This window comes from Shewanella putrefaciens (assembly GCF_016406325.1).
Classification (GTDB): domain Bacteria; phylum Pseudomonadota; class Gammaproteobacteria; order Enterobacterales; family Shewanellaceae; genus Shewanella; species Shewanella putrefaciens.
The window spans coordinates 2,904,550-2,929,578 of sequence record NZ_CP066370.1; the positions used below are offsets into that span (position 1 = coordinate 2,904,550).

Genomic DNA, 25,029 nt, shown 5'->3' on the forward strand with positions numbered 1-25,029 from the left:
TTATTTACACTGTGCAGCAAGTTGAGCCAGCATCGATTGACTATCTGCAAAGCTAAAGGCATCACGCATGGTTTGCCTTAAGAAGGCATTCATCGCCGGTTGCAGACGTATCGCATTATCGATCCGAGGATCACTACCTTGGGCATAGGCCCCGATAGAAATCAAATCCCGATTCTGTTGATATAAAGAATAGGTTTGCTTTACACGACGCATCGCTTCTAAATGCTCATTAGAAATAACCATCGGAGCAACACGGCTAATTGATGCTTCAATATCAATCGCGGGATAGTGCCCCGAATCAGCCAGAGCACGCGATAATACGATATGGCCATCCAGAATCGCTCTTGATGCATCGGCAATCGGATCTTGTTGATCATCGCCTTCGGTCAATACGGTATAAAACGCCGTAATAGATCCCTGTCCAGGACCACCATTACCCGCACGTTCGACAAGACGGGGCAATTTAGCAAATACTGATGGTGGATAACCTTTTGTTGCAGGCGGCTCCCCCACCACTAAAGCGATTTCCCGCTGCGCTTGGGCATATCGAGTCAAGCTATCCATCAATAACAACACGTTATAGCCTAAATCACGGAAATACTCAGCGATACGCGTTGACGTTTCACAGGCGCGAAGGCGCATTAAGGGTGAGGTATCCGCCGGAGCCGCAATAACAACGGAGCGAGCTCGCCCCTTTTCACCCAAAATTTCTTCAATAAATTCTTTAACTTCTCGTCCCCGTTCACCAACCAACCCCACCACAATAATATCTGCAGTAGTACCACGGGTCATCATACCCAGAAGCACACTTTTACCGACACCAGAGCCCGCAAAGAGTCCCATGCGCTGACCTTTACCAACGGTCAACATGGCATTAATCGCACGTACGCCAACATCAAGGGGTTCCGTTATTGCACGGCGAGATAAGGGATTAATGGCAGAATTATGTCTTGGTGCATATTGATCGGTTTGCAGCGCACCTAATCCATCAAGAGGAACACCATTTCCATCGAGTACACGGCCTAATAAAGATAAGCCTACTTTAAGCCCTGTTTGCTCTCCAAGTGGAATGACTCTCGCTCCAGGGAGTACACCTCGTAACTCTTCAATGGGCATAAGATAGAGTAACTCATCATCAAACCCGACCACCTCAGCCACTAAATCTCCCGCCATGGTTTCGATAGAACACAAACTACCAACAGGCGCACGGCAACCACTCGCCTCTAAAGTGAGACCAACAACCCGCACCAATTGCCCACTGGCAACGGCGCGAAAAGGAGGTACTTTATCAATATATTGGTGGAATTTACTCAGCAGCTGGTGTTGACGGTTTTGCATCTTGATCTCCATTCGTTTGGAGTGAATCAATATCTGACTCAGTTTGCATAAGTTCCGATCCCGCAGCATCCTGATTATGATGTGATATTCTTGCGGCATCTTCTGCGGCAAGTGCTTCCTGTCGTTGTTGCTGCTGTTGCGTTAAATGGGCATGTTGACTTCGTAGAGATTCAAATACTGCATCTATTCGCGATGGTAAACTTAAATCAACCAAGGAACGCTGACTACTAATAATGCACTCTCCAGGGCTTAGAGAGGGATCGACTTCGAGTTGCCATTGATTGCGCGCCAATTGAGCTGCGGAATATAGTTTCTCAACGAGGATAACGTCATCAGGGTGCAACCTAATAGTCACTGCTTGCTCTTTAATAGGTAAAGATTCAATACCAAGACGTAAAGCGGAAAGTATTTGTTCAGGATGGGTTTTTAACTCATGTCCAATAACAGATTTAGCCAGTGCCATCGCTAAGGTCATTAAAGATAACTCAATGTCGCCATCGAGAAGTTGTAAGGGTTTTTCAAACTGATTGAGTAACGATTCAAAACGATTGATTAAACCCTTTGCTTCTTCAAGACCCGTTTCTAAGCCTTGTTCATGGCCCTGTGTAAAACCTTCTTGATGACCTTGCGCTAATCCTTCTAAACGTCCTTTTTCTAACCCCTCATTAAAACCTTGTGTTTTACCTTCACTAAAGCCTTCTTCTTCCGCTTGAGCTCGAATATGCTCAATTTCAGCCATTGTGGGAGGTGCGATAGCTTCTACCGTGACTGGTTTGATGTGCTTACCAGAGTAGCCAAACAAATTAGAGATGCTTTCATCCTCAACCTCTGTCACATCGGGTAGGTTCCAGTGACTAAATTCGATTTCACTGTCACTGACAATCTTATCCGACAATTTATTGTCACTCGGATTAGAGGAACTCATCGCCACCACCGCCGCCTAACATAATTTCACCGCTATCACTTAAACGACGAGCAATAGAGAGGATTTCTTTCTGTGCAACCTCCACTTCGCTGATACGAATAGGTCCCATAGCTTCAAGATCATCACGCAGTAACTCTGCGGCTCGCTTGGACATATTGCCTAACAGTTTTTCTTTAAGTTGATCGTCAGTTCCCTTAAGCGCCTTCAATAACACATCCTGTTGTACTTCACGCAACAGGATTTGAATACCACGGTCGTCCACATCGATAAGGTTTTCGAAGACAAACATGAGATCTTGGATTTGTTGCGCCATTTCTTCGTCGGATTCGCGCATAGTTTCCATCAATTGGCTTTCGATGCCCGTGTCTAAGTAGTTCATAATATTGGCGGCTGCTTTTAAGCCACCCATTTTCGCTGCTTGTGCGCCACCTTGACCCGCAAACTGTTTCTCCATGATATCGTTCAATTCCTGCAAGGCTGCGGGTTGAACTTCTTCAAGGTTAGCAATTCGCATCATTAAGTCTAAGCGAGTATTTTCAGGAAATTGACCAAAAATCTCTGCGGCCTGATCGGGTTCTAAATAAGACAATACAATGGTTTGGATCTGCGGATGCTCATTCTGGATGATTGTCGCCACTTGGCGCGCATCCATCCATTTGAGGGAGTCTAAGCCTTTAGCACCACTGCCCATGATGATTTGTTCAATTAAATTACCCGCTTTGTCTGCACCTAATGCTGCCGTTAGCGCCTTACGAACGAATTCTTCACTGTTAAAACCGATAGAGGAATATTTTTGAATATCATCAAGAAAAAGCTTATGCACACCAACCACTTTCTCTTGGCCAAAATCCTCCATTGCGGCCATGGCCATCCCCACCTTTTGCACTTGTTTGGGCTCTAAGTGCTTGAGGATAGAAGCGGCGTCGGCTTCGCTTAAACTTAAGAGTAAAATTGCCGTCTTCTCGATACCGCTCATGTCCTTCACATTAAAGCTTGAGACTTCAGCGGCTTCTTTTGTTTTATTCTCAGCCATTATCTTGTAACCAGTTTTTCACGACTTGAGTGGAAAGCTCGGGCTCATTTGCCACAAGCGCACGGATAGCTTTAATCATATCATCATCTTTATGAAGATTAGGGATAAGAATTGAGCCATCATCGGCATAACTGTATTCTGCTTCTTTGGTATTAAGCATACCTAAGGTGTCGGCAGCGTACTGATCTTCAATTTCCGCCAGTTCATTACCCAGTCTTGAATCATCTGGCATGTTTACACTATCAGGATAAATAAGGCGTTTTAGCATTGGACGAACCACGGCCAATATCAATACTAGGATCACCAAGGCGCCAACACCCAATTTTACCGCACGCCAGAACCACGGCTGTTCCCATAATTCAGGAGATGGTATGTCTTCCATCAGTTGATCCATAAAAGGAACGGTAACCACTTCCAACACATCACCACGTTGTGTGCTGAATCCTACCGCACCTTCTAGTAAACGACGAATGTTGGTTAACTCTTGCTCAGTACGGGCAACGCGTGCCACTTGCCCATTTTCATCTGCAGCACCGGGTTTAAAGTCCACAGCAACTGAAACACTAATTCGTCTGACTACCCCAATTTGCTGACGGGTATGGCTAATGGTGGTATCGAGCTCGAAATTTCGTGTTGCTTCACGGTGAGAGTTACCCACAACCACTTTTTCAGATGCATTGGTTGCATCTTCAGGAATATCTGACTCCATTGGCGGTTGATTTGACAGAGCACCAGGGATCCCCCCCGTAGTGCCACCGGTAGAGTTATTCTCAACCGTCATTTCACTGCGTAATGCTGGTAAATCAGGATTAAAGCGCTTGGCTGTTTGTTCGACTGCGGTAAAGTCCATGCTAACATCGACTTGGGAAGTAAAGTTATCAGGCCCTAAAATGGGGACTAAAATTGATTCAATTTTTGTGCGATATTCAGCTTCTTTTTGTTGTACTAATTCGAGTTCTCTACGCGCCCTAGCGGAAACGCCATCTTGGCTCCCTGAGTTAAGCAAACGACCATTTGAATCAGTGACGGTAACACGCGATGGTTCCAACCCTTGCACGGCTGAGGCAACAATATCAACAATGGCATCCACCTCTCCTTGGCCTAAACCGCCACGACGAGTATTGATAACCACGGTTGCGCTAGGTTGGGAAGTATTACGGGCAAAGACGTTTTCTTTGGGAAGTGCGAGAATCACTTTTGCGCGACTGACACTTTGTAGCTGCTCAATAGCGCGGGCAAGGTTTTCTTCTTGGCTGTGTTTAAGACGCGCTTGTTCCATCCTTTGGCTGACACCAAAACCACTGTCTTGGGTTAAAAAATCTTTACTTGTAGTGCCACCATCAATCCCTGCTCGGCTTAACATCAGTTTGACTTCTTGATATTTATCCTCAGGTACTTTAATAACATCAACCTCGATCTGATACTTGATCTTATTCTTATCCAAGACATCGAGTACTTGTACCATTTCCTGAGTTTCCATTTTTCCTAATGGACGATACTCAGGTTCCTGAGCCCATAACATCACAAAAACGGCTAGGGCTAAGCAGATTGCCAACGCAAGGATCATGGTAATTTGGCGCATCATATCGACACCGCCAAGACTCCCCATCACACCTGACTTATGTTCTTCTTGGACACCTTGGTCTGCTAAATCGGAATTAGACCCGACAATCATTTCTGTGCTCACAATTCGTACCTGCTGATTGGGTTATTCTCGGCCTAAACAGGCATACTCATTATTTCTTTATAAGCTTCGACAAGTTTATTACGCACTTGTACCGTCGCTTCAAATGCCACACTTGCTTTCTCTCTGGCAATCACAGTATCCGACAAGCTCACTGTCGTGTCACCCATCTCTAATCGCGTTGCCAAGTTTGATGACGTTGATTGTAAGCCGCTGACATTGCCAACAGCCTGCGAGAGTGGCTGACCGAAATCGGCACCACTGGTGTTATTTACCTGCTGCATAATATTCGGTGAGATACCGAAAGACGGTGTTATTTCACCTTTGAGTGACTGCATTTCTTGCAGAAATGTATTTGCGCCTATTTGCATGCTGAGCTCCCAGTCGTCGAATTCTTGACGATCAAAATATCGATAATGAGGAATATGCAAAATAATGGCCAAGTTTAAAACCAGCCATTTAAAATAGACAAATAAGGGATACTAAAAAGCATTGGAAGATTAACTCACTAGGTAAATCAGCAAGATACAAATGCACCTTAATCCTAAAAGGCATTAAAGTGCATTTGCTAATCATGCATTTTTACTGAAGTTAACTGGGTAATTGAATCCCCATATCTCGCATACGAGCCATTTTATATCGTAATGTTCGAGCGCTGATCCCCAGTTTTTCAGCCACAAGTTTTCGGCTCCCCTGACACTGGGCTAAGGTTTCTAAAATAATCACATGTTCCTGTGCTTTAAGCTCTTCACCTAACCCTTCTGGCTCAGACGCTGACACTTCAGATTCATCATTTATCAACACACCCTGCACATCAATAATAATATCATTGGCGGTAATCACAGAACCTGTCCGTAAAATCAAGGCTCTTTGGACAATATTATCTAGCTCTCGCACGTTTCCTGGCCAGCGATGGCTAAGCAAACGCCGGCATGCTTGTTCATCCAATTCAGGTGTAGCGCCGATATTGAGAGCCTTTGCATGCTTAGCCAATAAATGGCGAGCAAGCGGTAAGATATCAGCAGGCCTTTGATTCAGTGCAGGCCATGTTAATGGGAATACATTGATACGGTAATAAAGATCTTCCCTAAATCCACCTGCGGCCACTACCGCTTTTAAATCACGATTTGAGGTCGCCAATACACGAACATCGAGCTTAATCGTCTTACGACCACCTAAGCGCTCAACTTCGCGCTCCTGTAACACCCGTAACAACTTTGCCTGCAAACCTAAGTCCATTTCCGATATTTCATCGAGCAGCAAAGTTCCACCTTGTGCTTGTTCAAACTTACCAGGGCATGCTTGGTAAGCACCAGTAAATGCGCCCTTTTCATATCCGAAGAGAGTTGCTTCAAGCATATTTTCAGGAATAGCTGCACAGTTGATGGCAACAAAGGCTTGTTCGGCGCGGCTGCTATGCTGATGAATATAACGAGCGAGTACTTCTTTACCCGAACCACTGGGTCCCATGATCATCACAGAAGCATCGGATGCTGCAACGCGTTGTGCTAGTGATAACAATGCAAGACTCTTCTCATCTGCAACAATAGGTTTATCCGCGTTAGTTTTTAATGGTAAATAGCGAGATACTTGATTTAACAATACTTCTGGCGCAAAGGGTTTGGCTAAATAGTCAACCGCACCTAATTTAATCGCGCTAACGGCACTGCCAATCGTGGCGTAGGCCGTCATCAGTAATACAGGCAGTTTTGGGTGATGTTGTTGCAGGTAATTTAGCAAGCCTAAACCGCCAATTCCCTGCATCTGCACATCACTTATCACTAAATCAAATTGATGTTGTTTTAATGCAAGAATGGCATCTTCACCACAAGCCACATCAATACATTCATACTGCGCAAGTAATAAAGTATCGAGTAAGGCTTCCCTTAATGAGGCGTCGTCTTCAACTAAGAGTAACTTGGCTTCAGACATGGGGTTTCTCCAAAGGCAATACAACCGCCGATTTTGCGCGAGGAAAAACTAACGAAACAGTACAGCCCTTATTCGGTAGGCAGCGAAGTTGTATTTCTCCGCCATGATTACGCACAACCGATTGCACAACGGCTAATCCAAGTCCTGTCCCTTGAGCTTTGGTGGTGAAAAAAGGTTCCATCACTTTTTGCTGCATCTTCGCATCTAACCCTTTGCCATTATCAATAACCTCTAGCATTAATTGATCCTTTGACTCTGTGGCAAGGATACGGATCTGACTCGCTCCAGCTTCGAGGCTGTTGATGACAAGGTTATTAATTGCAGAACTTAGCGCGCTTGAATTTGCCAGTAATAATCCACTTGATGTATTAGTAAAGGAAAGTTTGCAACCTTGCTGCTCTGCAATTGGATCACAGTTTCCAATCACACTGACCATCACATCATTCAGGGAAACTAACTCGCCAAGCTCATCTTGACGGCCTTTTGCCATCAACAGCATATCGTTAACTTGTCTTTCCAATTCATTAAGTCTATCAACCAATTTCTGTTGAAACTTAGTCTTGGCAGAGTCTGATAATTTAGGGCTTGCTAAGTTCGAGGCATATAACAAGGCCGCAGAGAGTGGCGTACGGACTTGATGGGCCAATGTCGCCACCATCTTACCAAGTGCAGATAACCGCTGCAGATGTGAAATATTTTTTTGTAAAAGACGAGTTTCAGTCAGATCCGTTAATACGATTAACTGACCCGGCTCTGGAGTTAAAGGAGTAATGGCTAATTTGACTCGACGACCATTACGTAAAGACACTTCATGGCCATCATCTTCTTGAGGTGCAAAAGCACTATGAATCACATCAATCCAACGAGCACCACATAGAGAGTGCTCTAGCAATTCCACCGCGACGGGATTCGCGTCAGTGACAATACCATCACCATTTAAAATCACCACGCCAGAGGGCATCGCTTGTAAAATATGTTCCATTCGATTGGACATATTTGCGGCCTCACGCAGTTGGTTCCATTGTTTGCTAGTGTGCTTAAATGTCTCGATTTGCGCTAGTGGGTGGGCTGACATAGTCACTCCGTCAAAAAATTGCTTATGACGCAGTGACTGCAGGTTCTATGCCAAATTAAAATTCAAATTTAATAAATTAAATCAATAGCATAACTTAAAATGCAAAAGACTATTCTTTTGTCATTCCGTATTTCCGCATTTTTTCAACTAAGGTTGTACGGCGAATCCCTAACATTTCAGCCGCTCGAGCAACAACATTATCCTGCAACTCAAGAGCTTGACGTATCATGTCAATTTCAAGCTCTGCCAACAAATCTTTAAGGTTAACGCCTTCAGGAGGTAGCTCATTTGGAAAACGTGTTTCAGGAATTTCAACGGGTTCTTCACTCGAAAAAATGGACGCTAAGGCATCACGCTCCTGTTGTTCTTCACTCATTTCTACGCAGTATTCGGGCACATCAATATGGCGATATTTAACGGGCAGATCATTAACATCAACCAAACCACCTGGATATAAAATGGTGAGTCGCTCAACTAAGTTAGATAACTCTCGAACGTTGCCAGACCATGCATGTTCCTTTAACGATTCTATTGCGCGTTGGGTAAAGCGCACTTTACCACGTCCCTCATTATATACACGGCTCACCAGCTCCTGTAGCAACAAAGGTACATCGTCTTTACGCTCGCTTAAGGCGGGCATTTCGATAGGGAAAACATTAAGGCGATAGTAAAGGTCCTCACGGAACCAATTACCGCTGATCATGCTCTCTAGATCCCTATGGGTAGCCGCGACGACTCGAACATCCACGTTAATCGTCTTAGTTCCACCCACTCGTTCAAAAACTCGCTCTTGCAACACACGTAGCAATTTAACTTGCATCTGTAAGGGCATATCACCGATTTCATCAAGAAACAGTGTGCCACCTTCAGCTAATTCAAAACGTCCTTTACGGGAACAAATGGCCCCTGTAAATGAACCTTTTTCATGACCAAACAGTTCACTTTCGAGTAATTCAGGAGGAATAGCGCCACAGTTAACGGGAATAAAAGGACCATCACGACGTTCAGAAAGATAATGAATATTACGAGCAACGACCTCTTTACCCGTACCAGACTGGCCTAACACCAACACTGTTGCATCAGAGGTTGCGACCTGATTGATCAAGTGTCTTACATGAGCAATACCATCACTACGTCCAACTAAACTTCTAAAAAGCTTAGTTTGATTAGCACTTGTAGGTACTTGAGGACGTTTAACTTGGCCGTAAACTTGGCAAAAGTGCAGCAGTTCCGTTAATTGGGGATAGCTTAAGGGTTCTTCAATTTGTCCAAGCACATTGGATACTTGAAAATCACCTATCTCGCCAAACAATAATATCGGTTGCCACGCGAACTGGGTCGCAAGCAATTTTATTGCATCACTTGGCATGGTATCAGTAAAGAGAACCAAAGCACGATAACGAGTATCTTGGAGATAAGAATTTAATTTTTCGGGAGCAATAACATCTATTTGCTCACCTAAAAATTCAAATATGCAACACAGGCGACTTAGGCGCTCTGATGGGGTTCCGACAAGTAAAATTCGTTGATCTGTTTGCATCATTCAGTAGGCCGTAAAGCTCTAATATGTATTAATTTGCATTAATTATTTTATGATTAGTTGCTGTAAAAGCTTAACAAATTCAATGTAACAATCTGTGCCACCATCACTACTGTGATGAATATTGTATTATCAGCAGTCGAGAAGCAAGCCTCAGATGCGCTTTATGCCAATCTGAGTTGATTTTAGTTCATTTATGCCATGATTCTAGCTACAAGAGTCAATTTATTGACATTCGCCATAAAAAAAGCGCACAGAGTGCGCTTTTTTTATGGCCCTTGACCCGTGTCCTAAATTACCTTAACTCGCGTCAGAATGGGAAGACACATTATGCTTATCGGCAGGGATAGCATCCCAGCCTTCTTTAATAGTACGTAAAATATCACACACATCGTCTATTGCTTTCACATCATTATTCAAGTTAGCTTCTGAAATTTTTCGCAACATAAAATCATAAAGTTCACTTAAATTTTTTGCAATTTGGCCGCCTTCATCCATGTTCAAACTATTACTTAAACCCGTAATAATACCGATCGCTTTATTAATATAAATACCTTTGTTTGCCAAATCATTTTGCTCGATAGCATAACGACTTTGTGCCAAACGTTGCAGTGCTCCAGCAAACATTAACTGAATAATTCGATGCGGCGAAGCTACAGTGATCTCACTTTCTAACGAAACTTTACGATATGATTGCAGCGATCCTCTCATAAATACCTACCTGTTTGAATCTATTGTCTCGTAAACACTAATTTGACGTTTATTCTTACTACCTGCATATAATAATGCTTGCCTATCGGCCATGATATGACTTGCCTTAACAGTGAACTCTTTAGTGAGGTCAAGCTGTCCTTGAAGATACTCAACATCCAATATGTTAGTATCTGTAACCAGCACATCGAGTAAAAGTTGACGTTCTCCAACCAAGGCTTGCAAATTTGACACCAACTCATCAGTTTGAGGATCTTCTGCGGGAATAAGAGTTAACTGGTTGAGTGTCTCTATGAGAATCGTATTAAGTTCATCAAGTTGTTTCACTAGACGCTTCCTTATCTACTCTTTTTAACGGCTCCTGGAAGAGAGTTTATACGATCAACTAAGCCGCTGCTCTGTTGGTTCAGTTGCCCAACGACAAGATCCATCGCATTAAACTGTTTTGTTAACCGCGCTGTTAGCTGTTCCATTTTAAGAGTAAAGGCTTCCCTTTGGTCAGCAAGCCTACTTTGCTGGTTAGTATAGCTTGTCTGTCTATCAGCAATCAGTCCTCTTGATTTTACATAAGTATTTGATACATCATAAAACCGATTTGCAAGGCCTTTTTCTGAGGTAGCAAATAGCGCTTCAATACTGGACATATCTTCAGACACGACTTTTGAGAGCTTAGTGTCGTCAATGGATAGATTGCCATTTCGATCTGTTTTGATCCCAATATCATATAACGCAATAGTCCCCCCATTCTCTGTAGGTATTCGCTCACTCGAGATACTACGAAGTTGGGATTCTATTGAGCGGACCATAGAGTCGCCCTGCAATGCTGATGCCGTTTTTTTGTCTTTATCGTAAGATGACAACTTATTAACAGAATTAATCAAACTGTTATAAGAATCAACAAAAGCCTTAATGTTTGCTTTAACAGCATCAGTATCCTGCTCAATTTTAACTGTTGTTGTTTTGGAAAGATCAGCCTCAGTTAACTGTAACGTAACACCAGAAATTGCATTCTTAACTTCATTCGTTTGCGAAGTTACAGTTTGGCCATCAATATAGATCACTGCATTTTTGGCATCTTGTAATGTTGTAATATTACTTGCATCAAACATATCACTGAGCCCTGAACCTGAAGTGTCAGTCGCAGTAATATTGATTTGATTATCCTCACCCGTTTTATTGGAACTAAAAACCAATCGACTACCAGCATCACTGGTAACTACGGTTGCGGTAACACCCACATTGTCAGAAGCTTTATTGACTTTTTTGGCAATTGCATCAAGGGAATCTGTTGCAGCGATATCAACAGAGAAATTTTTTCCATTAATGTCAAAATCAAGGCTTCCTTCGCCAACACCTGATGCACGATTAGCAACATTTGTCCCTGCAATCTTATGATTGACAGCAAGCTGCTCGACTTTGATGCCATAACTTCCCGCTTGAGCGGTTTTATCTGCAGTAGCGGTTAAAAAGGTACTATTACTAACGGATATCTTACGTTGATTTAAAGCATCGCCAGTTTGCAGTTTTTTTACGGCATCTTGGAACGCAGACAAGGCACTCTTCAAGGTTCCCATAGCAGAAACCTTAGCTTTGATACTGTCTTCTGTTTTATTAAACATCGCTTCTTTGGGCGTTTTCTCGGCATCGACTAATACTTTAACAATATTAGTAATATCTAGACCTGACCCCATGCCTGTCGCTGTTAATGCCATACAAACCTCTACTCATCAACTATCGATATGTTAGAAATATCACTATTTAAGCCTCTGTTTTCATCAAAAGCCCTGTCACTTCAGATAATTTTTCAGCTAATGCCAACGCTTCTTCACTAGGCATTTGCCTGATAACATCACCCGTATCTTTATCTAAAACAGTCACAACCGCCTGACCCGATTTTTCATCAACTTTAAACGCAAGCCCCTTACGCATCATAGACATCATATCAGACAGTTCAGTAGCAACTTGCGAAAGTTTAGCGGGATCTGGATGTTGTTCATTTTCGATATCATCTTGTACTACCGTTTGCTCAATTGCCGATACTGCGGCATTTCGCTTTAACTCGACATCCGCAGACCCCTTTAACTGCGTCTGAGCTAGTTCGACTTTATTGTGAACCATAGTCGATGAACTTGCTATATTGATATCCATAGCGATACCTCACCAAATTGAACACAGAACTTTACCTAATATAAGTATAAGACCTGTGTACTTTAAAAACTTTCTAGACCTTTAATACAGCAAAGGGAGATCCGTTGCCGAACCTCCCTATCACTGTCTCACCTCTTGCTTTCTATTACAGCAGTGATAAGGCCACTTGAGGTAATTGGTTAGCTTGGGCTAACATAGCAGAACCCGTTTGTTGCAATACTTGGTTCTTGGTCATTTGCGATGTTTCTTTCGCAAAATCCACATCCACAATACGACTCTTAGCATCAGAAATGTTGGCCTGAGTGTTAGCACTATTACTGATGTTATAGGCTAAGCGGTTTTGCTTAGCACCTAGATCCGCACGCTGACTATCAATGGTTTTAATTGCAGCATCAATCGCAGCCAGTGCAGAGGCTCGAGCAGAGCCTTTAATATCTAAACTACCAACTTTTAATGCTGATGCAGTGGTTTTTGACACAGAAATCGTAATATCTTCACCTGATTGGTGCCCTACTTGGAAAGTCTTACCAGCAGAGAAAGTGCCATCAAGTAATTTAGTAGTACCAAAGGCCGTATTTGTACCGATTGCTGTGATTTCTAATGCTAACTGATCGATCTCTTTTTGTATTGACGTTAAGTCATCTGAACTATTAGCACCGTTTTCTGCTTGGACGGTTAAGTCACGCATACGTTGCAGCATGTTAGTTTGTTCTTGCATCGCACCTTCAGAAATTTGGGCGATAGAGATAGCATCGTTAGCGTTACGCATACCCACATCTAAACCACGGACTTGGCTATTTAAGCGGTTAGAAATTGCTAAACCTGCCGCATCGTCCTTTGCACCGTTAATACGCAGACCACTGGACAAACGTTCCATGGAAGTGGCCAAACCGCTCGCTGAAGTATTTAAGTTTTTCTGTGCTTTTAAAGATGTTACGTTAGTGTTTACTGTAATGGCCATGATCGTTTCCTCTGTATACCTGGCTTGTTAACTTAACTTGCCTGTCTACTTAAGCCAGGCGGGTCTTAGTGGTTACAGTATATTTAACGGCAGCATCTTTTTTATCTTTAGGATTATTTTTAAAAAAATTTAATTTTATATAAAATCATTATTTTCAATAACATAAAAACGTATAAAAACACTTTGCCTACTATATCTCCTTTTTCTAGAAGAAAGTAGGCAAAAGCAACGTCCTGTATTGATATGTTCTGCTTAGTAAATTATCCCAGTAGTGACAGCGCAACTTGAGGCAATTGGTTAGCCTGCGCTAACATTGCAGAACCCGTTTGTTGTAATACTTGGTTTTTCGTCATTACTGATGTTTCTTTAGCAAAATCGACATCGACAATACGGCTCTTAGCATCGGCAACGTTTGCTTGAGTGTTAGCACTGTTACTGATGTTATAGGCTAAACGGTTTTGTTTAGCACCTAACGCTGCACGTTGGTTATCAATATTTTTAATTGCCGCATCAATGGCTGCGAGGGCTGTAGAGCGGCCACCTGCACTTGCAATCGTTAATGTGTTGACAGATAAACTCCCAGCATTATTGGTACCAACGGAAATAGTGATATCTTCACCTTCTTGGTGCCCTACTTGGAAGGTTTTTCCCGCAGAAAAATTCCCTGTCATCAGTTTAGTATTACCAAAAGCGGTACTGTCACCAATGGCAGTAATCTCTTCAGCTAATTGATCGATCTCTTTTTGTATTGCATCTAAGTCATCGGTGCTATTTGCACCGTTTTCAGCTTGTACAGTCAAATCACGCATACGTTGCAGCATGTTAGTCTGCTCTTGCATTGCACCTTCAGCGATCTGGGCAATGGAGATCGCATCATTAGCATTGCGCATTCCCACATCTAAACCACGTACCTGACTGTTTAGACGATTTGAAATGGCTAAACCAGCGGCGTCGTCTTTGGCGCTATTGATGCGCAGGCCACTTGATAAACGTTCCATAGAGGTTGCTAAACCACTACTAGACGTATTTAAATTTTTCTGTGCCTTCATCGAAGTCACGTTGGTATTAACTGTAATAGCCATAGTATTTTCCTCTTCTAAGTATCTTGCCAAGACTTCGAAGCTTGGCCATTTCCAATCTTGAAACTACCAGTGCATTTAGGCTATTACACCTAAAAATCACGATTAAATATAATCAAACAGGGAAACAGAACCCACCTTACTAAACACGCTAGAGACTGCGTTCAATGCAAGCTGCTGCTTTTCAAATTCCGTAATCGCTGACGCGTAATCAAGATCCTCAAGTCGAGATAGAGCAGATGTATTCACCACTTTCTCCTCTGTGTGAGTCTCTTTATAACTCTCAACGGCTTTCAGATTATTTCCCGCCACACTTCTGGCAGAACTGATCTGATTGACGCCACTATCGATGTTATTCAATATCTGTGCCAACTTCGCACGACCTTGCGGAGTGTTAGCAGAATTAGGATCCTCGATTAATGCGATTGCACTACTGATAGTATCGAAAATACTGACTTCAGCCTGAGGCTCCATGGTGAAACTATCGCCAGCACTGGGTTTCCCAGACACTTTAACTTCAATTCCATTGAAACTAACGGGGGTAGTCGCATCAAAATTGGCGATGTTAGCCACTGGGTTATTGGCAGAGTCAAGCACTTGTAAATTTGTGCCACCTAAGCCATTGTCAATGAAGTTAAATGTATATGTATCAGCTAGATAAGTTGATGCATCAGCTATTTTTGCCGTTTTAACACTAAATTCCCCCTGCTGACTGGCCAAATAATTGACGCTATAATCGCCAAGTCCATTAGGTGCTTTCATAAATGCACTATCGCCAGGGACATTAGTTCCCAGTGCAACACCAGACTGCACTAAACTATTTTGAATACCAGAATCACCGCTATAAACTATCTTGGGTGGTGTAGAATTATCGAAAGCAAAAGGCTCTTTATCCGTGCTGTAGCCAGAAAACATATAATTGCCAGATTCATCCTTACTATTGGCAATAGATAAGAGCTCTTCTAAGCTGCCTTTCATTTCATCGGCAATCATTTGCCGCTCAGAATCCGCGAGTGTGCCGTTTACCGCTCGCATAACTTGTTCACGTATGGAAGATGCCAGATTTTCGGCACTCCCCAACTTACTTTCAGTTACTGCTAATCGATTAGTCGCGTAGTCAATATTCTTCATAAATTGATCGACTAAGGCATTGCGTTGATTCAGGTTATCGATACCTAGCGCCGCGACAGGATCATCACCTGCAGTATTGACTTTTTTGCCACTACTGAGCTGTTCGAGGATCTTGCTAGTTGCCGTTTGCTTTTGCAGTACACTCGTAATGCTTTGATTAAAGATCTGCGCGGATGATAGTCGCATGATTAAATCTCCTAACGCACTGAAGTTAATAGGGTGTCAAAAATTTGTTGTGCCGTAGTCATGATACGGGCTGAGGCTTGATAAGCCTGTTGAAAACGCATTAAATTGGCGGCTTCTTCATCTAAGTTGACGCCCGATTCGCTTTCTACTCTGGCATAGGCTTGTTGGTAAATAGCCTCTGCAGACCCTACACGCACTTCGGCCGCTTTTGTCTTACTGCCTATGTCAATTTTTGTATTTTCAAATACATCCGCTAAGGTTGACTTCCCCCCATTCATCACTTTACTTTCACTCAATTTGGCCATAGCAACGGCGTTAGAGTTGTCGCCTTCAGCAAAGGCTAAGTTAAAGGTAAATCTGTCATTACTGGCGGCTGCGGTACTATCAACTTCAAAGGTAAAACCAAAGGCACTTATACTTGGGGGAGTATAAGGAGCGGCAGCGCCAAGGGAGGTTCCGGAGGCATCAAATGCTTCATAGGTTGGAGGTATCGCGGTGGTATCGAGCTGGATCGTCAATTCACTGCCAGTAATAGGAAAATTCGCTGCACTGCGATTCGTAATTTGCGTCAACTTAACTTGGGTATTACCTGAGTTCGCGGCGTCAGCAGTTATTTTTGGCGAAGCGGCGGCAATACCTTTAGGATCCGTCATTTCAACCGTAATACCATTAGCTGCGCCAGCAGTTGGTCGAATAGCGAATCGATCACCAGAAGCCATTGCCCCAGCTTTAATATTAATAGAAAATCCTGCACCGCCTTCTAAGGTCGAGCCATTTAACGTCAGTGGTGTAATTCCCCCTGTTTCTGTATCCCTTAGTTCATAGGAGGCCGGCGCAGTAAAAGATAACTCATATGAGCCACCCGTTAATAAACGAGTATCATCAATATTCACGCCTAAGGTTGCGTTACCAGTATTGTTTGAATAGCCACCAACACGACCCAATGACATTAAAGGATCATTAATATCTCTAAAAATATTCGCTCCCACTTGGCCATTTAGATCTAATCCTTGTTGCTGCATTTTGTTGAAGTTATCAGCAATCCCCAGGGCCAACTGATCGAGCTCGTGACTTGCAGGAATTAACGTTTGATCACGGTATTCAAACAGCGCACCTAATTGCCCACCTAATTTGCTCGGATCGGCAGAGACACTTTGTGAACCAATACTTGACATCAACTGCAACTCATTGGGGAATGGATTACCGGTTTTAGTATCCATCGTCATGGCAATCTCACCAGAGACCAACATCACCGAGCCGCCCAACATAATACTTTTCGCACCATTATCTTGAGGAATAACATTCACTTGAGCATATTGGCTTAGCTCCTGAACGAGTGCATCTTGCTTATCAAGTAAGATGGCGTCTTGATTTGGCGATTTCATCAGCTCGAGATTTAAATTAGCCAACTCCTTACTAATCTCATTGATACGCTTAGTCATCCCAGTGATCTGATCATTGGTTTGCGTCAGTTGGCCATTTAAGCTCGATTGCATCTGATTCAAACTATTAGCCAATTGTTTAGCATCGTTTAGAGTTGAACTACGAATACCTAAATCAGCGGGTAAATCCGCGAGACTGTTTAATCCAGTAAACAGAGAATTTAAACTCTGAGGAACCATTTTACCGATTTGAGAAAACAGTTGATCGAGCTCACTGAGTTTGCCGTAGCTTGCTTCTGCGCCACTTAAGGTTGTTTGCCCAATGCGTAATTCTCTTGCCGCATAATCATTGTAGATACGCTTTACGTCATCAACGTAAGTCCCTGTACCATAAAAACTATTACCAAAGCGTTGCGACTCCAGCGTTGACTGAGTTGCCACTTGTCTGTGATAGCCTGCGGTATTCGCGTTAGCAATGTTATTACTGGTTACCCCTAGCTGCGATTGAGAGGCAAGCACACCAGTACGTGCAATATTTAATAGGTCAATCGCCATTAGCCGACACTCCTCAGAACGAATATCCTATGAAGATTTATCATTTGTCTTCTCCTGGCAGTATCGACTTAAGCTCTTGGCTTATGGTCTGCATCACTTTAATGACTTTCTCAGCATATTTAGGATCAGTGGCATAGCCCGCATCCTGCAATGCACGAATAAATTGGGTTGGTGAAGCGGCGACTTTTGTAGCACCTTGATAACGCTCACCTTCAGCAATAAAGGTGACAAAATCATTGAAACTATGCTCAAAGTCGGTGTAAACACGAAAATCGGCTTTCTGTCTCACGGCAATACCCTGTTCAAATTCCAAGGTACTCACGTTAGCTTTATCGCCAAGCCAACGGCGATCAGCTTTAATATTGAATAAGTTGTGACTAGGCGCACCATTACTGCCACGTACTATTTTTTGTCCCCAACCAGTTTCGAGTGCAGATTGTGCAAGTAGCACTTCTGGTTTCGTACCTAAAGCCTTAGCCGCTTTTTCAGCATGGGGATACAAGGTCGCCAAAAACTCTTCTCGGCTACCAAACTTGAGTGTCTTTTGAGTTTCTTTAAATGCCACAGTCGGCAAAATCTGGCCACTGATGACGGGCTCAATCGGCGATAATGGTTGCTCTGACCACGCAGGTTTGGGCGTATTTATCGCGAGTGAAGGTATTGGAGTGTCGATATCCAATGATGATGTCACAGCCTCGGGTCTATCGGACTCAAATGTTGGACGAGCGATATAAATCGGGATCTGTATTGAAGTACTCACAGGTGGTGTTGAAGCATCAAGTACATCTTGGGTTGATGTATTTTGTGCAAGAGCTGTGAATGCTTTATCACCTCGCTGTAGTTTTTCACCACCATCATTACGTAATACTGAGGCTGGTGTAAGCTGGCTAGATTCAGGCGAGAGTTGCTGCACCATCATGTCAGCCAGTCCTAATACTCCTTTATCTGACAAATCCACTGACAATTGCTGATCACGCATTTGTTCATAAAACTTAGTGTATTGGCTATTGAGGGGACTATCCGATTCAAATACCGCATTAGCATCGCGCATGCTTTTCATCAACATTTGCACAAAAATGCCTTCAAATTGTTGGGCAACTTGTTTTAAAGTGCCCTTCTCATCTTTCTGTGCCTGAGCGCGAAGTGAATCTAAGCCTCCCAGGTCAAGAAAATGTGATGAACTTGAAAGCTTTTCCATAGTTTTCCCGACAGAAATTAGATGATGATAAGCTCACCATGCAAAGCACCTGCCACTTTTAACGCTTCTAGGATAGCAAGTACATCTGAAGGGGCCGCACCCACTAAGTTGACGGCTCTAACTAACTCGTCCAAAGTGGTTCCTGGGCTAAACATAAACATACGGCGATCGCTTTCACTGACACCTATTGTGGTGTCAGCCGTCACAACCGTTTCACCATTAGCCAATGCATTAGGTTGAGATACCTGCGTTGCTTCTGCAATGGTTACGGTTAAACCACCATGGGTTATTGCCGCAGGCAGTAATTTTACGTTTTGTCCGACAACAATCGTTCCTGTACGTGAGTTAACAATCACCTTGGCTGATTCTTCTGCTGGAATAACATCCAAATTTTCGAGAGTTGCAAGAAAGGATACCCGCTGTGAGACATCTCTTGGGGCACTGACTTGTACTGATGTTGCATCTAATGGACGCGCCATATCAGGCCCAAGTAAATCATTAATGGCATCAGCCATTCGTTGAGCGGTTGAAAAATCGGCACGGCGCAGGTTAAACGTCAAATAATCGCCACTTGAAAATGGCGTTGCTACACTACGCTCGACTATCGCACCATTTGGAATACGGCCTACTGTAGGCGTATTTTGAATAACTTTAGAACCATCCAAACCTTCTGCACTAAAACCACTCACCACTAAACTCCCTTGGGCAATGGCGTATACATTACCATCGACCCCTTTGAGAAACGTTTGCAATAGCGTGCCACCACGCAAACTTTTAGCCTCACCTAAACTCGACACAGTAACGTCTAATTCTTGCCCTGGTTTTATAAACGCTGGCATATCAGCGTGTACAGCCACTACAGCTACGTTTTTGATTTTAGGTCTAAAATTATCAGGTAAATTGATCCCGAAATTTTTTAGCATCGTTGTGAAGGTTTGCTCGGTGTAATTGGTTTTCTCACCAGTACCAGGCAAACCAACGACCAAACCATAACCAATTAATTGGTTACTGCGAACACCTTGAACATTGGCAATATCTTTGATTCTCTCTGCCTGACTAGGTAGAGAGAATATCAGTATGGCAAGTGCGATAATCCGTTTAAATCTCATGATTTGACTCCTCAGAAAGGCCACCAATCGCTCATAAAGAACTGGCTCAACCAACCGACTTTTTGAGCATCTGCAAAGGTGCCTGTGCCACTGTATTGGATACGGGCATTAGCCATACGTGTTGAATCTATTGTGTTATCAGGCTTGATGTCCTGTGAACGGACAATACCTGTAACGCGAATAAACTCATCACCATTATTAATAGAAATCCACTTCTCACCACGCACTACTAAGTTACCGTTATTAAGTACTTGCATGATATTGGCGGAGATACTGCCATCAAGACTGTTACTTTGATCAGCATCGGACTCGCGTTTAGTATTCATACTGTCTTTGTAACGCAAATCTAAAGGCACACCGGCGACAGAGATATTGCTTCCAGCGGCATAGATAGGATCTAAACTCATATCAGATCCTTTCTTGATCTGATTGCCCGCACTCTTTTTCGCCTGAGTCGCTTCCTTTAAGACGATGGTGATAATGTCACCCACTTTGTGGGCTCGAATATCAGAATACAAACTCGCCGCTTGACTATCCTGATAAATAGAGCCCGTTGCGGCAATTTTTGTCGGGGGAGCTTCTGGATAAACGGGTGCATAAAAAGGATCGTCAGCAATCGGCTTTTTTTGTGTCGAGCTGCAAGCACTCAGCAGAAGGGCTGCGGCCAATATGAAATATCTAGCCATGATATGTGCCTCTATAGGTTCTGATTCACATACGCCAACATTTGATCTACCGCTGAAATCACTTTGGAGTTCATCTCATAGATACGCTGGCTTTCGATAAGATTAACAAGCTCTTCAGTCACATTGACGTTGGAGGTTTCTAGTGCTCCCTGCCGAATAGCTCCCATCCCATCCAATGAAGCGGTGCCTTGAATAGGCGTACCACTCGCCCCGGTTTCTGTGTATAGGTTTTGGCCCATAGGATCGAGACCTGATGGGTTAATAAAATCCGTCATACTGAGCTGACCAACCACTTGGTTTTCGGCGGCTCCTGCCGTTTTTACTGACACTTCACCTTCTGCAGAAACGGTAATACTGGTTGCATCTTCAGGAATCGTAATCGCAGGTTGCAGTACATAACCTGATCCTGGCGTTACAATTTGCCCTGTATCATCTAATGTAAATTGACCATTACGGGTATAGGCAGTGGTACCGTCGGGTAGCTGTATCTCAAAAAAACCAGGTCCCTCAATCATCAAATCCAATGAGTTATCCGTTGTTAACATATTGCCTTGGGTAAACATTTTTTGTGTGGCGACCACTTTTGTACCCGCACCAATGTTTAATCCATTGGGTAACTTAGTGTTTGATGCACTAATCCCTCCCGCTTGGTTAACAGTTTGATATAACAAATCTTCAAATACCGCTCGACTCTTCTTGTAACCAACAGTACTGGCGTTGGCAACGTTGTTTGATATCACCGCAATATCTGTTTGCTGCGCGTCTAAGCCAGTTTTACTAATCCATAACGCCGGATGCATAATCTATCTCCTAACTAATACGCATTAATGAAGATGAAGCACGGTCAATTTCTTCCGCGGTTTTCATCATCTTGACTTGCATTTCAAACTGACGTTGTAATTCAATCAAAGACACCATCTCATCGACTGGATTGACGTTACTGCCTTCTACTGCACCACTTTCCACGGCGACATTAGGGTCTGCTGGAGCATCGTTACCTGACACAAGTCTGAATAAACCATCTTCGCCACGCATCATCTGGGCATTACCAGGATTGACCAGTTTAAGTCTGCCAACCTCTTCGATAACCTCTGCGGTAGCACCTTGAGGACGAACAGAAATAATCCCATCCTGGGAAATAGTCACTTTATCTATGGGTAACGGCAGTACAATTGGCCCGGCATCTCCCATCACCGGATTACCTCGGTCGTTATGCAAGAGACCTGTCGCATCAAAACTCAAGCTGCCAGAGCGGGTATAAGCCTCTGCCCCATCTTTTGCCTGCACAGCAAACCAACCATCGCCCTTAATGGCAACGTCAAGATCTCGTCCTGTCGTCTTAATTGGGCCTGAACGAAAATTAGCAGACGGAGTTTCGATCATGGCAAACACCCGTGTTGGTAATCCTTCTCCAAAGGCTTGCATTGATCTTGCCTGCGCCATATCAGACTTAAAGCCATCGGTATTCGCATTGGCTAAGTTATTGCCTCGTAAGGCCAACTCATGCATATTTTGCTTAGCCCCACTCATGGAGATATATAGGAATTTGTCCACAGACTGCTCCGTCAAATTTTCTACCTGACAATAGCAAAGCAAGCATCATGCCAACAAAGCAAGCATCTAACTTATTGATTAACTGAGAATAGGAGAAAGAATAGCGGAGGAGTACAGTAAAGAGGCTAAGTGTTGCCGCAGGCGGCAACACTTAAAATAAGTGTCAAAACTAGCGGATCTGCAGCACGGTTTGTTGCAAGGTGTTATTAACTTCCAAAGTACGTGAGTTCGCTTGGAAGTTACGCTGCGCAGAAATCAAATCCACCAACTCGGTCGTCAAATCAATATTCGATTGCTCTAACGCAGAAGAACTGAGACTACCAAATGTGCCACTATTTGCTTCACCCGCTAATGCGGGACCCGAATTTAGACTCGCCTTCCAAGAGGTATTACCCACTTGAGTCAATCCTTGTTCATTAGCAAAACGCACCAAAGCAACACGCGCTAAAGGCACGGTCGAACCATTTGAGTAGCTAGCGGTGATTAAACCATCAGCACCAATTTCAACATTGGTTAAACGGCCCACAGTCGTACCATCTTGGGTCAATTCAGTGGCAGCAAAGGGAGCCGAATACTGGGTCGGTGCATTAAATTTTACAGTCAAACTTTGAGTGCCATCCGCACCTGGGCCTAGAACACCAGCACCACCAACACCAAGTGTTTCAGTGGTTACGATGGCTGGATCACTTCCCGTATAAACCCCGACAGAGTTAAACTTCAATACCGATCCACGCCATCCACCAGCCGTTTCCGCTGTACCGGTTGAGTCAGGAACCCCATCACCATCTGTATCAGTTTGGTAAGTACCAGCAGCGCCAGCGACATCAACTTGTTTACCATCAACAGCATAGTAAGCGACCCAATTGTTTTCGCCGTTGTGCGCCCCATTAGTGGGCTTAACAAAATAAGTGGTCATGATATGTGGCTCACCCAATGAGTCATAAATCGTCATTGAGGTGACACTGGTATACGTTTTAGGATCTGTCGGATCGAACGCAGCGGGATCGAGTGACCCCTCTTTAGCATTTAAATTCATCTGAAAACTGACATTCTCAGTCTTTACTGGGCTACCTGCGGTATCGGGGATTTGAACAGGTTTAGCAGTCGTTAAACTGACAGACGTTGAGTTCCCTTCTTTATCAACGGGAAAGGTTTGCAAGTAGTTACCAGATGAGTCAACCATATAGTTACTCGCATCAACTTTAAATGCACCAGCCCGAGTATAGGAAAAATCTAATGTGCCAAGCTCTGAAGATGTGACAAAAAAACCACCACCTTTAATCGCCAAATCCAGAGAGTTATTCGTTAACTGTAAACTTCCTTGATGGAATTGCTGAGCCACTTGACTCGTTGCAACACCGCCACCAACGGCCGTTTTAGAATTAGAGAAAATTGAATTAGCGTACACATCCGCAAATTCGGCACGTGACTCTTTAAAACCAATAGTATTTGCGTTAGCAATGTTGTTCGCAGTCGTGTTTAAATCTTTCTGCGCAGCCGAAATGCCACTCAATGCAATGTTAAACGACATAATTCACCTCTACATTTGACTCAATTCAATTGTGGACGAGTAGCGTCCATTTTAGATACTGACAATATTAAGTTTCGGACACTGACAACACATCAGAAAGTTTAAAGGCCATACCACCACGTAGGTTTAAAATTGCACCAGTACTTGCGGTACCTAAAGAAACGCTACTGACATGTGCATAGGTGGATACAGCTAACTGTTGAGATTTACCGTCAACTAACCCACTGGCTTTAATCGAATAGTTACCTGTGACAACAGGCTGACCATTCTTATCTAATCCATCCCAATTGACGTCGATATTACCGCCTTTACTACCATCAACATTAAATGTGGTAATCACTTGTCCTTTTTCATCCTCAACCCGCACATTGATCACTGGAATTTTTTCCGTTGTACTAATCACCCCTTTCATCGAAGGATTTTCACTAGAAACGTATCCAGTATCAGTGGGAAGTAGCACTTTTCGTCCGACAAGCCCCGATGCTTGTAACGCTTGGCTCGATGTCATTACGCTATTTAGATTAACAATTTCTTTATTAAGCTTAGAGATGCCATCTACCGTAGAGAAAGAAGCCATTTGAGCAATCATCTGGTCATTATCCACAGGCTTAAATGGATCTTGCATGGATAATTGTTGACTTAATAACGAGAAAAAATCTTCTTGTGTCAACTGCTGACTTTTCGCTTCAGGCACGATTGACTCTGTTGGTAAACGAAGACTATCCAAAAAAGGATTTCCCGTTGTCGAGTTCGTTGTTACTGCACCCGATTGACTCTTAGTTTGAGTCGTTTGCGTTGACGCTTGATCAACTTGATTAATGAGGCTCACAGCTTACCTCCTAAATAACGCATGTTATTTACCCATCCCAAGTGTTTGTTGCAGCATTGATTTTGCGGCTTCAGCGACTTGAACATTCATTTGATATGAGCGAGAGGCAGAAATCATATCTGCCATTTCTTCCATGACATTTACATTCGGTTTATAAATAAAGCCATCGGCATCCGCCATAGGATGATCTGGTGAATACTCTTTGAGTAAGGGTTTATCACTTTCTACTATCCCCCTTACCGTTACCCCTTGAGAGGTTTGCTGTTGGCTCTGTGCTTTAGCCATTTCAGCTTCAAAAATAGGATGACGAGAACGGTAAGTTTTATCGATACTGCTTGAAACTGAGTCAGCATTTGCAATATTACTGGCCGTAGTGTTAAGCCTTACCGATTGTGCTGACATTCCAGAGCCAGCGACATCAAAAATGCTAAATAAACTCATG

Annotated in this window: 24 protein-coding genes; all 24 read right to left on the reverse strand. The window is 43.4% G+C overall.

The window, feature by feature from the left end; all coding sequences use genetic code 11:
• Positions 1 to 1,338: a flagellar protein export ATPase FliI gene (gene fliI / locus JEZ96_RS12940; protein ID WP_198779810.1), complete on the reverse strand. Its 1,338-nt coding sequence runs from the start codon at positions 1,336 to 1,338 to the stop codon at positions 1 to 3.
• Positions 1,307 to 2,263, reverse strand: coding sequence for a flagellar assembly protein FliH (gene fliH / locus JEZ96_RS12945; protein WP_025008409.1), 957 nt, complete (start codon positions 2,261 to 2,263; stop codon positions 1,307 to 1,309). The genes fliI and fliH overlap by 32 nt, the downstream gene beginning before the upstream one ends.
• On the reverse strand, positions 2,250 to 3,296 hold the full coding sequence (gene fliG / locus JEZ96_RS12950) for a flagellar motor switch protein FliG (RefSeq protein ID WP_011788773.1): 1,047 nt from the start codon (positions 3,294 to 3,296) through the stop codon (positions 2,250 to 2,252). The genes fliH and fliG overlap by 14 nt, the downstream gene beginning before the upstream one ends.
• Positions 3,289 to 4,971, reverse strand: a complete 1,683-nt coding sequence (fliF, locus tag JEZ96_RS12955) for a flagellar basal-body MS-ring/collar protein FliF (protein ID WP_061783064.1) — start codon at positions 4,969 to 4,971, stop codon at positions 3,289 to 3,291. Before fliF ends, fliG begins: the two co-directional genes overlap by 8 nt.
• Before the next feature lie 44 nt (positions 4,972 to 5,015).
• Positions 5,016 to 5,351 (reverse strand): flagellar hook-basal body complex protein FliE, encoded by a 336-nt coding sequence (gene fliE, locus JEZ96_RS12960; RefSeq protein ID WP_128090282.1) that lies wholly within the window; start codon positions 5,349 to 5,351, stop codon positions 5,016 to 5,018.
• Positions 5,352 to 5,571: 220 nt separating this feature from the next.
• On the reverse strand, positions 5,572 to 6,912 hold the full coding sequence (locus JEZ96_RS12965) for a sigma-54-dependent transcriptional regulator (protein WP_025008408.1): 1,341 nt from the start codon (positions 6,910 to 6,912) through the stop codon (positions 5,572 to 5,574).
• Entirely contained in the window at positions 6,905 to 7,987 is a 1,083-nt protein-coding gene (locus JEZ96_RS12970) for a sensor histidine kinase (RefSeq protein WP_061783060.1), read from the reverse strand. Before JEZ96_RS12970 ends, JEZ96_RS12965 begins: the two co-directional genes overlap by 8 nt.
• A gap of 109 nt (positions 7,988 to 8,096) precedes the next feature.
• Positions 8,097 to 9,530 carry a sigma-54 dependent transcriptional regulator gene (locus tag JEZ96_RS12975; RefSeq protein ID WP_198779811.1) on the reverse strand — a complete coding sequence of 478 codons (1,434 nt, stop codon included), beginning with the start codon at positions 9,528 to 9,530 and terminating at the stop codon, positions 8,097 to 8,099.
• A 297-nt stretch (positions 9,531 to 9,827) separates the two neighbouring features.
• Positions 9,828 to 10,238, reverse strand: coding sequence for a flagellar export chaperone FliS (gene fliS, locus JEZ96_RS12980; protein ID WP_011919611.1), 411 nt, complete (start codon positions 10,236 to 10,238; stop codon positions 9,828 to 9,830).
• Positions 10,239 to 10,244: 6 nt separating this feature from the next.
• Positions 10,245 to 10,565 carry a hypothetical protein gene (locus tag JEZ96_RS12985; RefSeq protein WP_025008407.1) on the reverse strand — a complete coding sequence of 107 codons (321 nt, stop codon included), beginning with the start codon at positions 10,563 to 10,565 and terminating at the stop codon, positions 10,245 to 10,247.
• Between the two features lie 11 nt (positions 10,566 to 10,576).
• Entirely contained in the window at positions 10,577 to 11,950 is a 1,374-nt protein-coding gene (gene fliD / locus JEZ96_RS12990) for a flagellar filament capping protein FliD (protein WP_025008406.1), read from the reverse strand.
• A gap of 46 nt (positions 11,951 to 11,996) precedes the next feature.
• Positions 11,997 to 12,386, reverse strand: coding sequence for a flagellar protein FlaG (locus JEZ96_RS12995; protein WP_011788765.1), 390 nt, complete (start codon positions 12,384 to 12,386; stop codon positions 11,997 to 11,999).
• A gap of 145 nt (positions 12,387 to 12,531) precedes the next feature.
• A complete protein-coding gene (locus JEZ96_RS13000; protein WP_011919614.1) occupies positions 12,532 to 13,347 on the reverse strand; it encodes a flagellin N-terminal helical domain-containing protein in 816 nt (271 codons plus the stop codon).
• Between the two features lie 260 nt (positions 13,348 to 13,607).
• The gene (locus JEZ96_RS13005; RefSeq protein ID WP_025008405.1) at positions 13,608 to 14,429 is read right to left on the reverse strand and encodes a flagellin N-terminal helical domain-containing protein; all 822 of its coding nucleotides are present in this window, start codon (positions 14,427 to 14,429) and stop codon (positions 13,608 to 13,610) included.
• A gap of 102 nt (positions 14,430 to 14,531) precedes the next feature.
• Positions 14,532 to 15,743 carry a flagellar hook-associated protein FlgL gene (flgL, locus tag JEZ96_RS13010; protein WP_025008404.1) on the reverse strand — a complete coding sequence of 404 codons (1,212 nt, stop codon included), beginning with the start codon at positions 15,741 to 15,743 and terminating at the stop codon, positions 14,532 to 14,534.
• An 11-nt stretch (positions 15,744 to 15,754) separates the two neighbouring features.
• On the reverse strand, positions 15,755 to 17,680 hold the full coding sequence (gene flgK / locus JEZ96_RS13015; RefSeq protein ID WP_025008403.1) for a flagellar hook-associated protein FlgK: 1,926 nt from the start codon (positions 17,678 to 17,680) through the stop codon (positions 15,755 to 15,757).
• A gap of 40 nt (positions 17,681 to 17,720) precedes the next feature.
• Positions 17,721 to 18,878: a flagellar assembly peptidoglycan hydrolase FlgJ gene (flgJ, locus tag JEZ96_RS13020; protein WP_025008402.1), complete on the reverse strand. Its 1,158-nt coding sequence runs from the start codon at positions 18,876 to 18,878 to the stop codon at positions 17,721 to 17,723.
• A gap of 17 nt (positions 18,879 to 18,895) precedes the next feature.
• A complete protein-coding gene (locus JEZ96_RS13025) occupies positions 18,896 to 19,987 on the reverse strand; it encodes a flagellar basal body P-ring protein FlgI (protein WP_011788759.1) in 1,092 nt (363 codons plus the stop codon).
• Between the two features lie 11 nt (positions 19,988 to 19,998).
• A complete protein-coding gene (gene flgH, locus JEZ96_RS13030; RefSeq protein ID WP_011788758.1) occupies positions 19,999 to 20,673 on the reverse strand; it encodes a flagellar basal body L-ring protein FlgH in 675 nt (224 codons plus the stop codon).
• A gap of 11 nt (positions 20,674 to 20,684) precedes the next feature.
• Entirely contained in the window at positions 20,685 to 21,473 is a 789-nt protein-coding gene (flgG, locus tag JEZ96_RS13035) for a flagellar basal-body rod protein FlgG (protein WP_011919619.1), read from the reverse strand.
• Between the two features lie 10 nt (positions 21,474 to 21,483).
• A complete protein-coding gene (gene flgF / locus JEZ96_RS13040) occupies positions 21,484 to 22,227 on the reverse strand; it encodes a flagellar basal-body rod protein FlgF (RefSeq protein ID WP_011919620.1) in 744 nt (247 codons plus the stop codon).
• 169 nt (positions 22,228 to 22,396) lie between these two features.
• On the reverse strand, positions 22,397 to 23,758 hold the full coding sequence (flgE, locus tag JEZ96_RS13045; protein ID WP_011919621.1) for a flagellar hook protein FlgE: 1,362 nt from the start codon (positions 23,756 to 23,758) through the stop codon (positions 22,397 to 22,399).
• Positions 23,759 to 23,825: 67 nt separating this feature from the next.
• Positions 23,826 to 24,587: a flagellar hook assembly protein FlgD gene (gene flgD / locus JEZ96_RS13050; protein WP_025008401.1), complete on the reverse strand. Its 762-nt coding sequence runs from the start codon at positions 24,585 to 24,587 to the stop codon at positions 23,826 to 23,828.
• 24 nt (positions 24,588 to 24,611) lie between these two features.
• Positions 24,612 to 25,028, reverse strand: a complete 417-nt coding sequence (gene flgC, locus JEZ96_RS13055) for a flagellar basal body rod protein FlgC (protein ID WP_011788753.1) — start codon at positions 25,026 to 25,028, stop codon at positions 24,612 to 24,614.
• Between the last annotated feature and the right edge of the window lies 1 nt (position 25,029).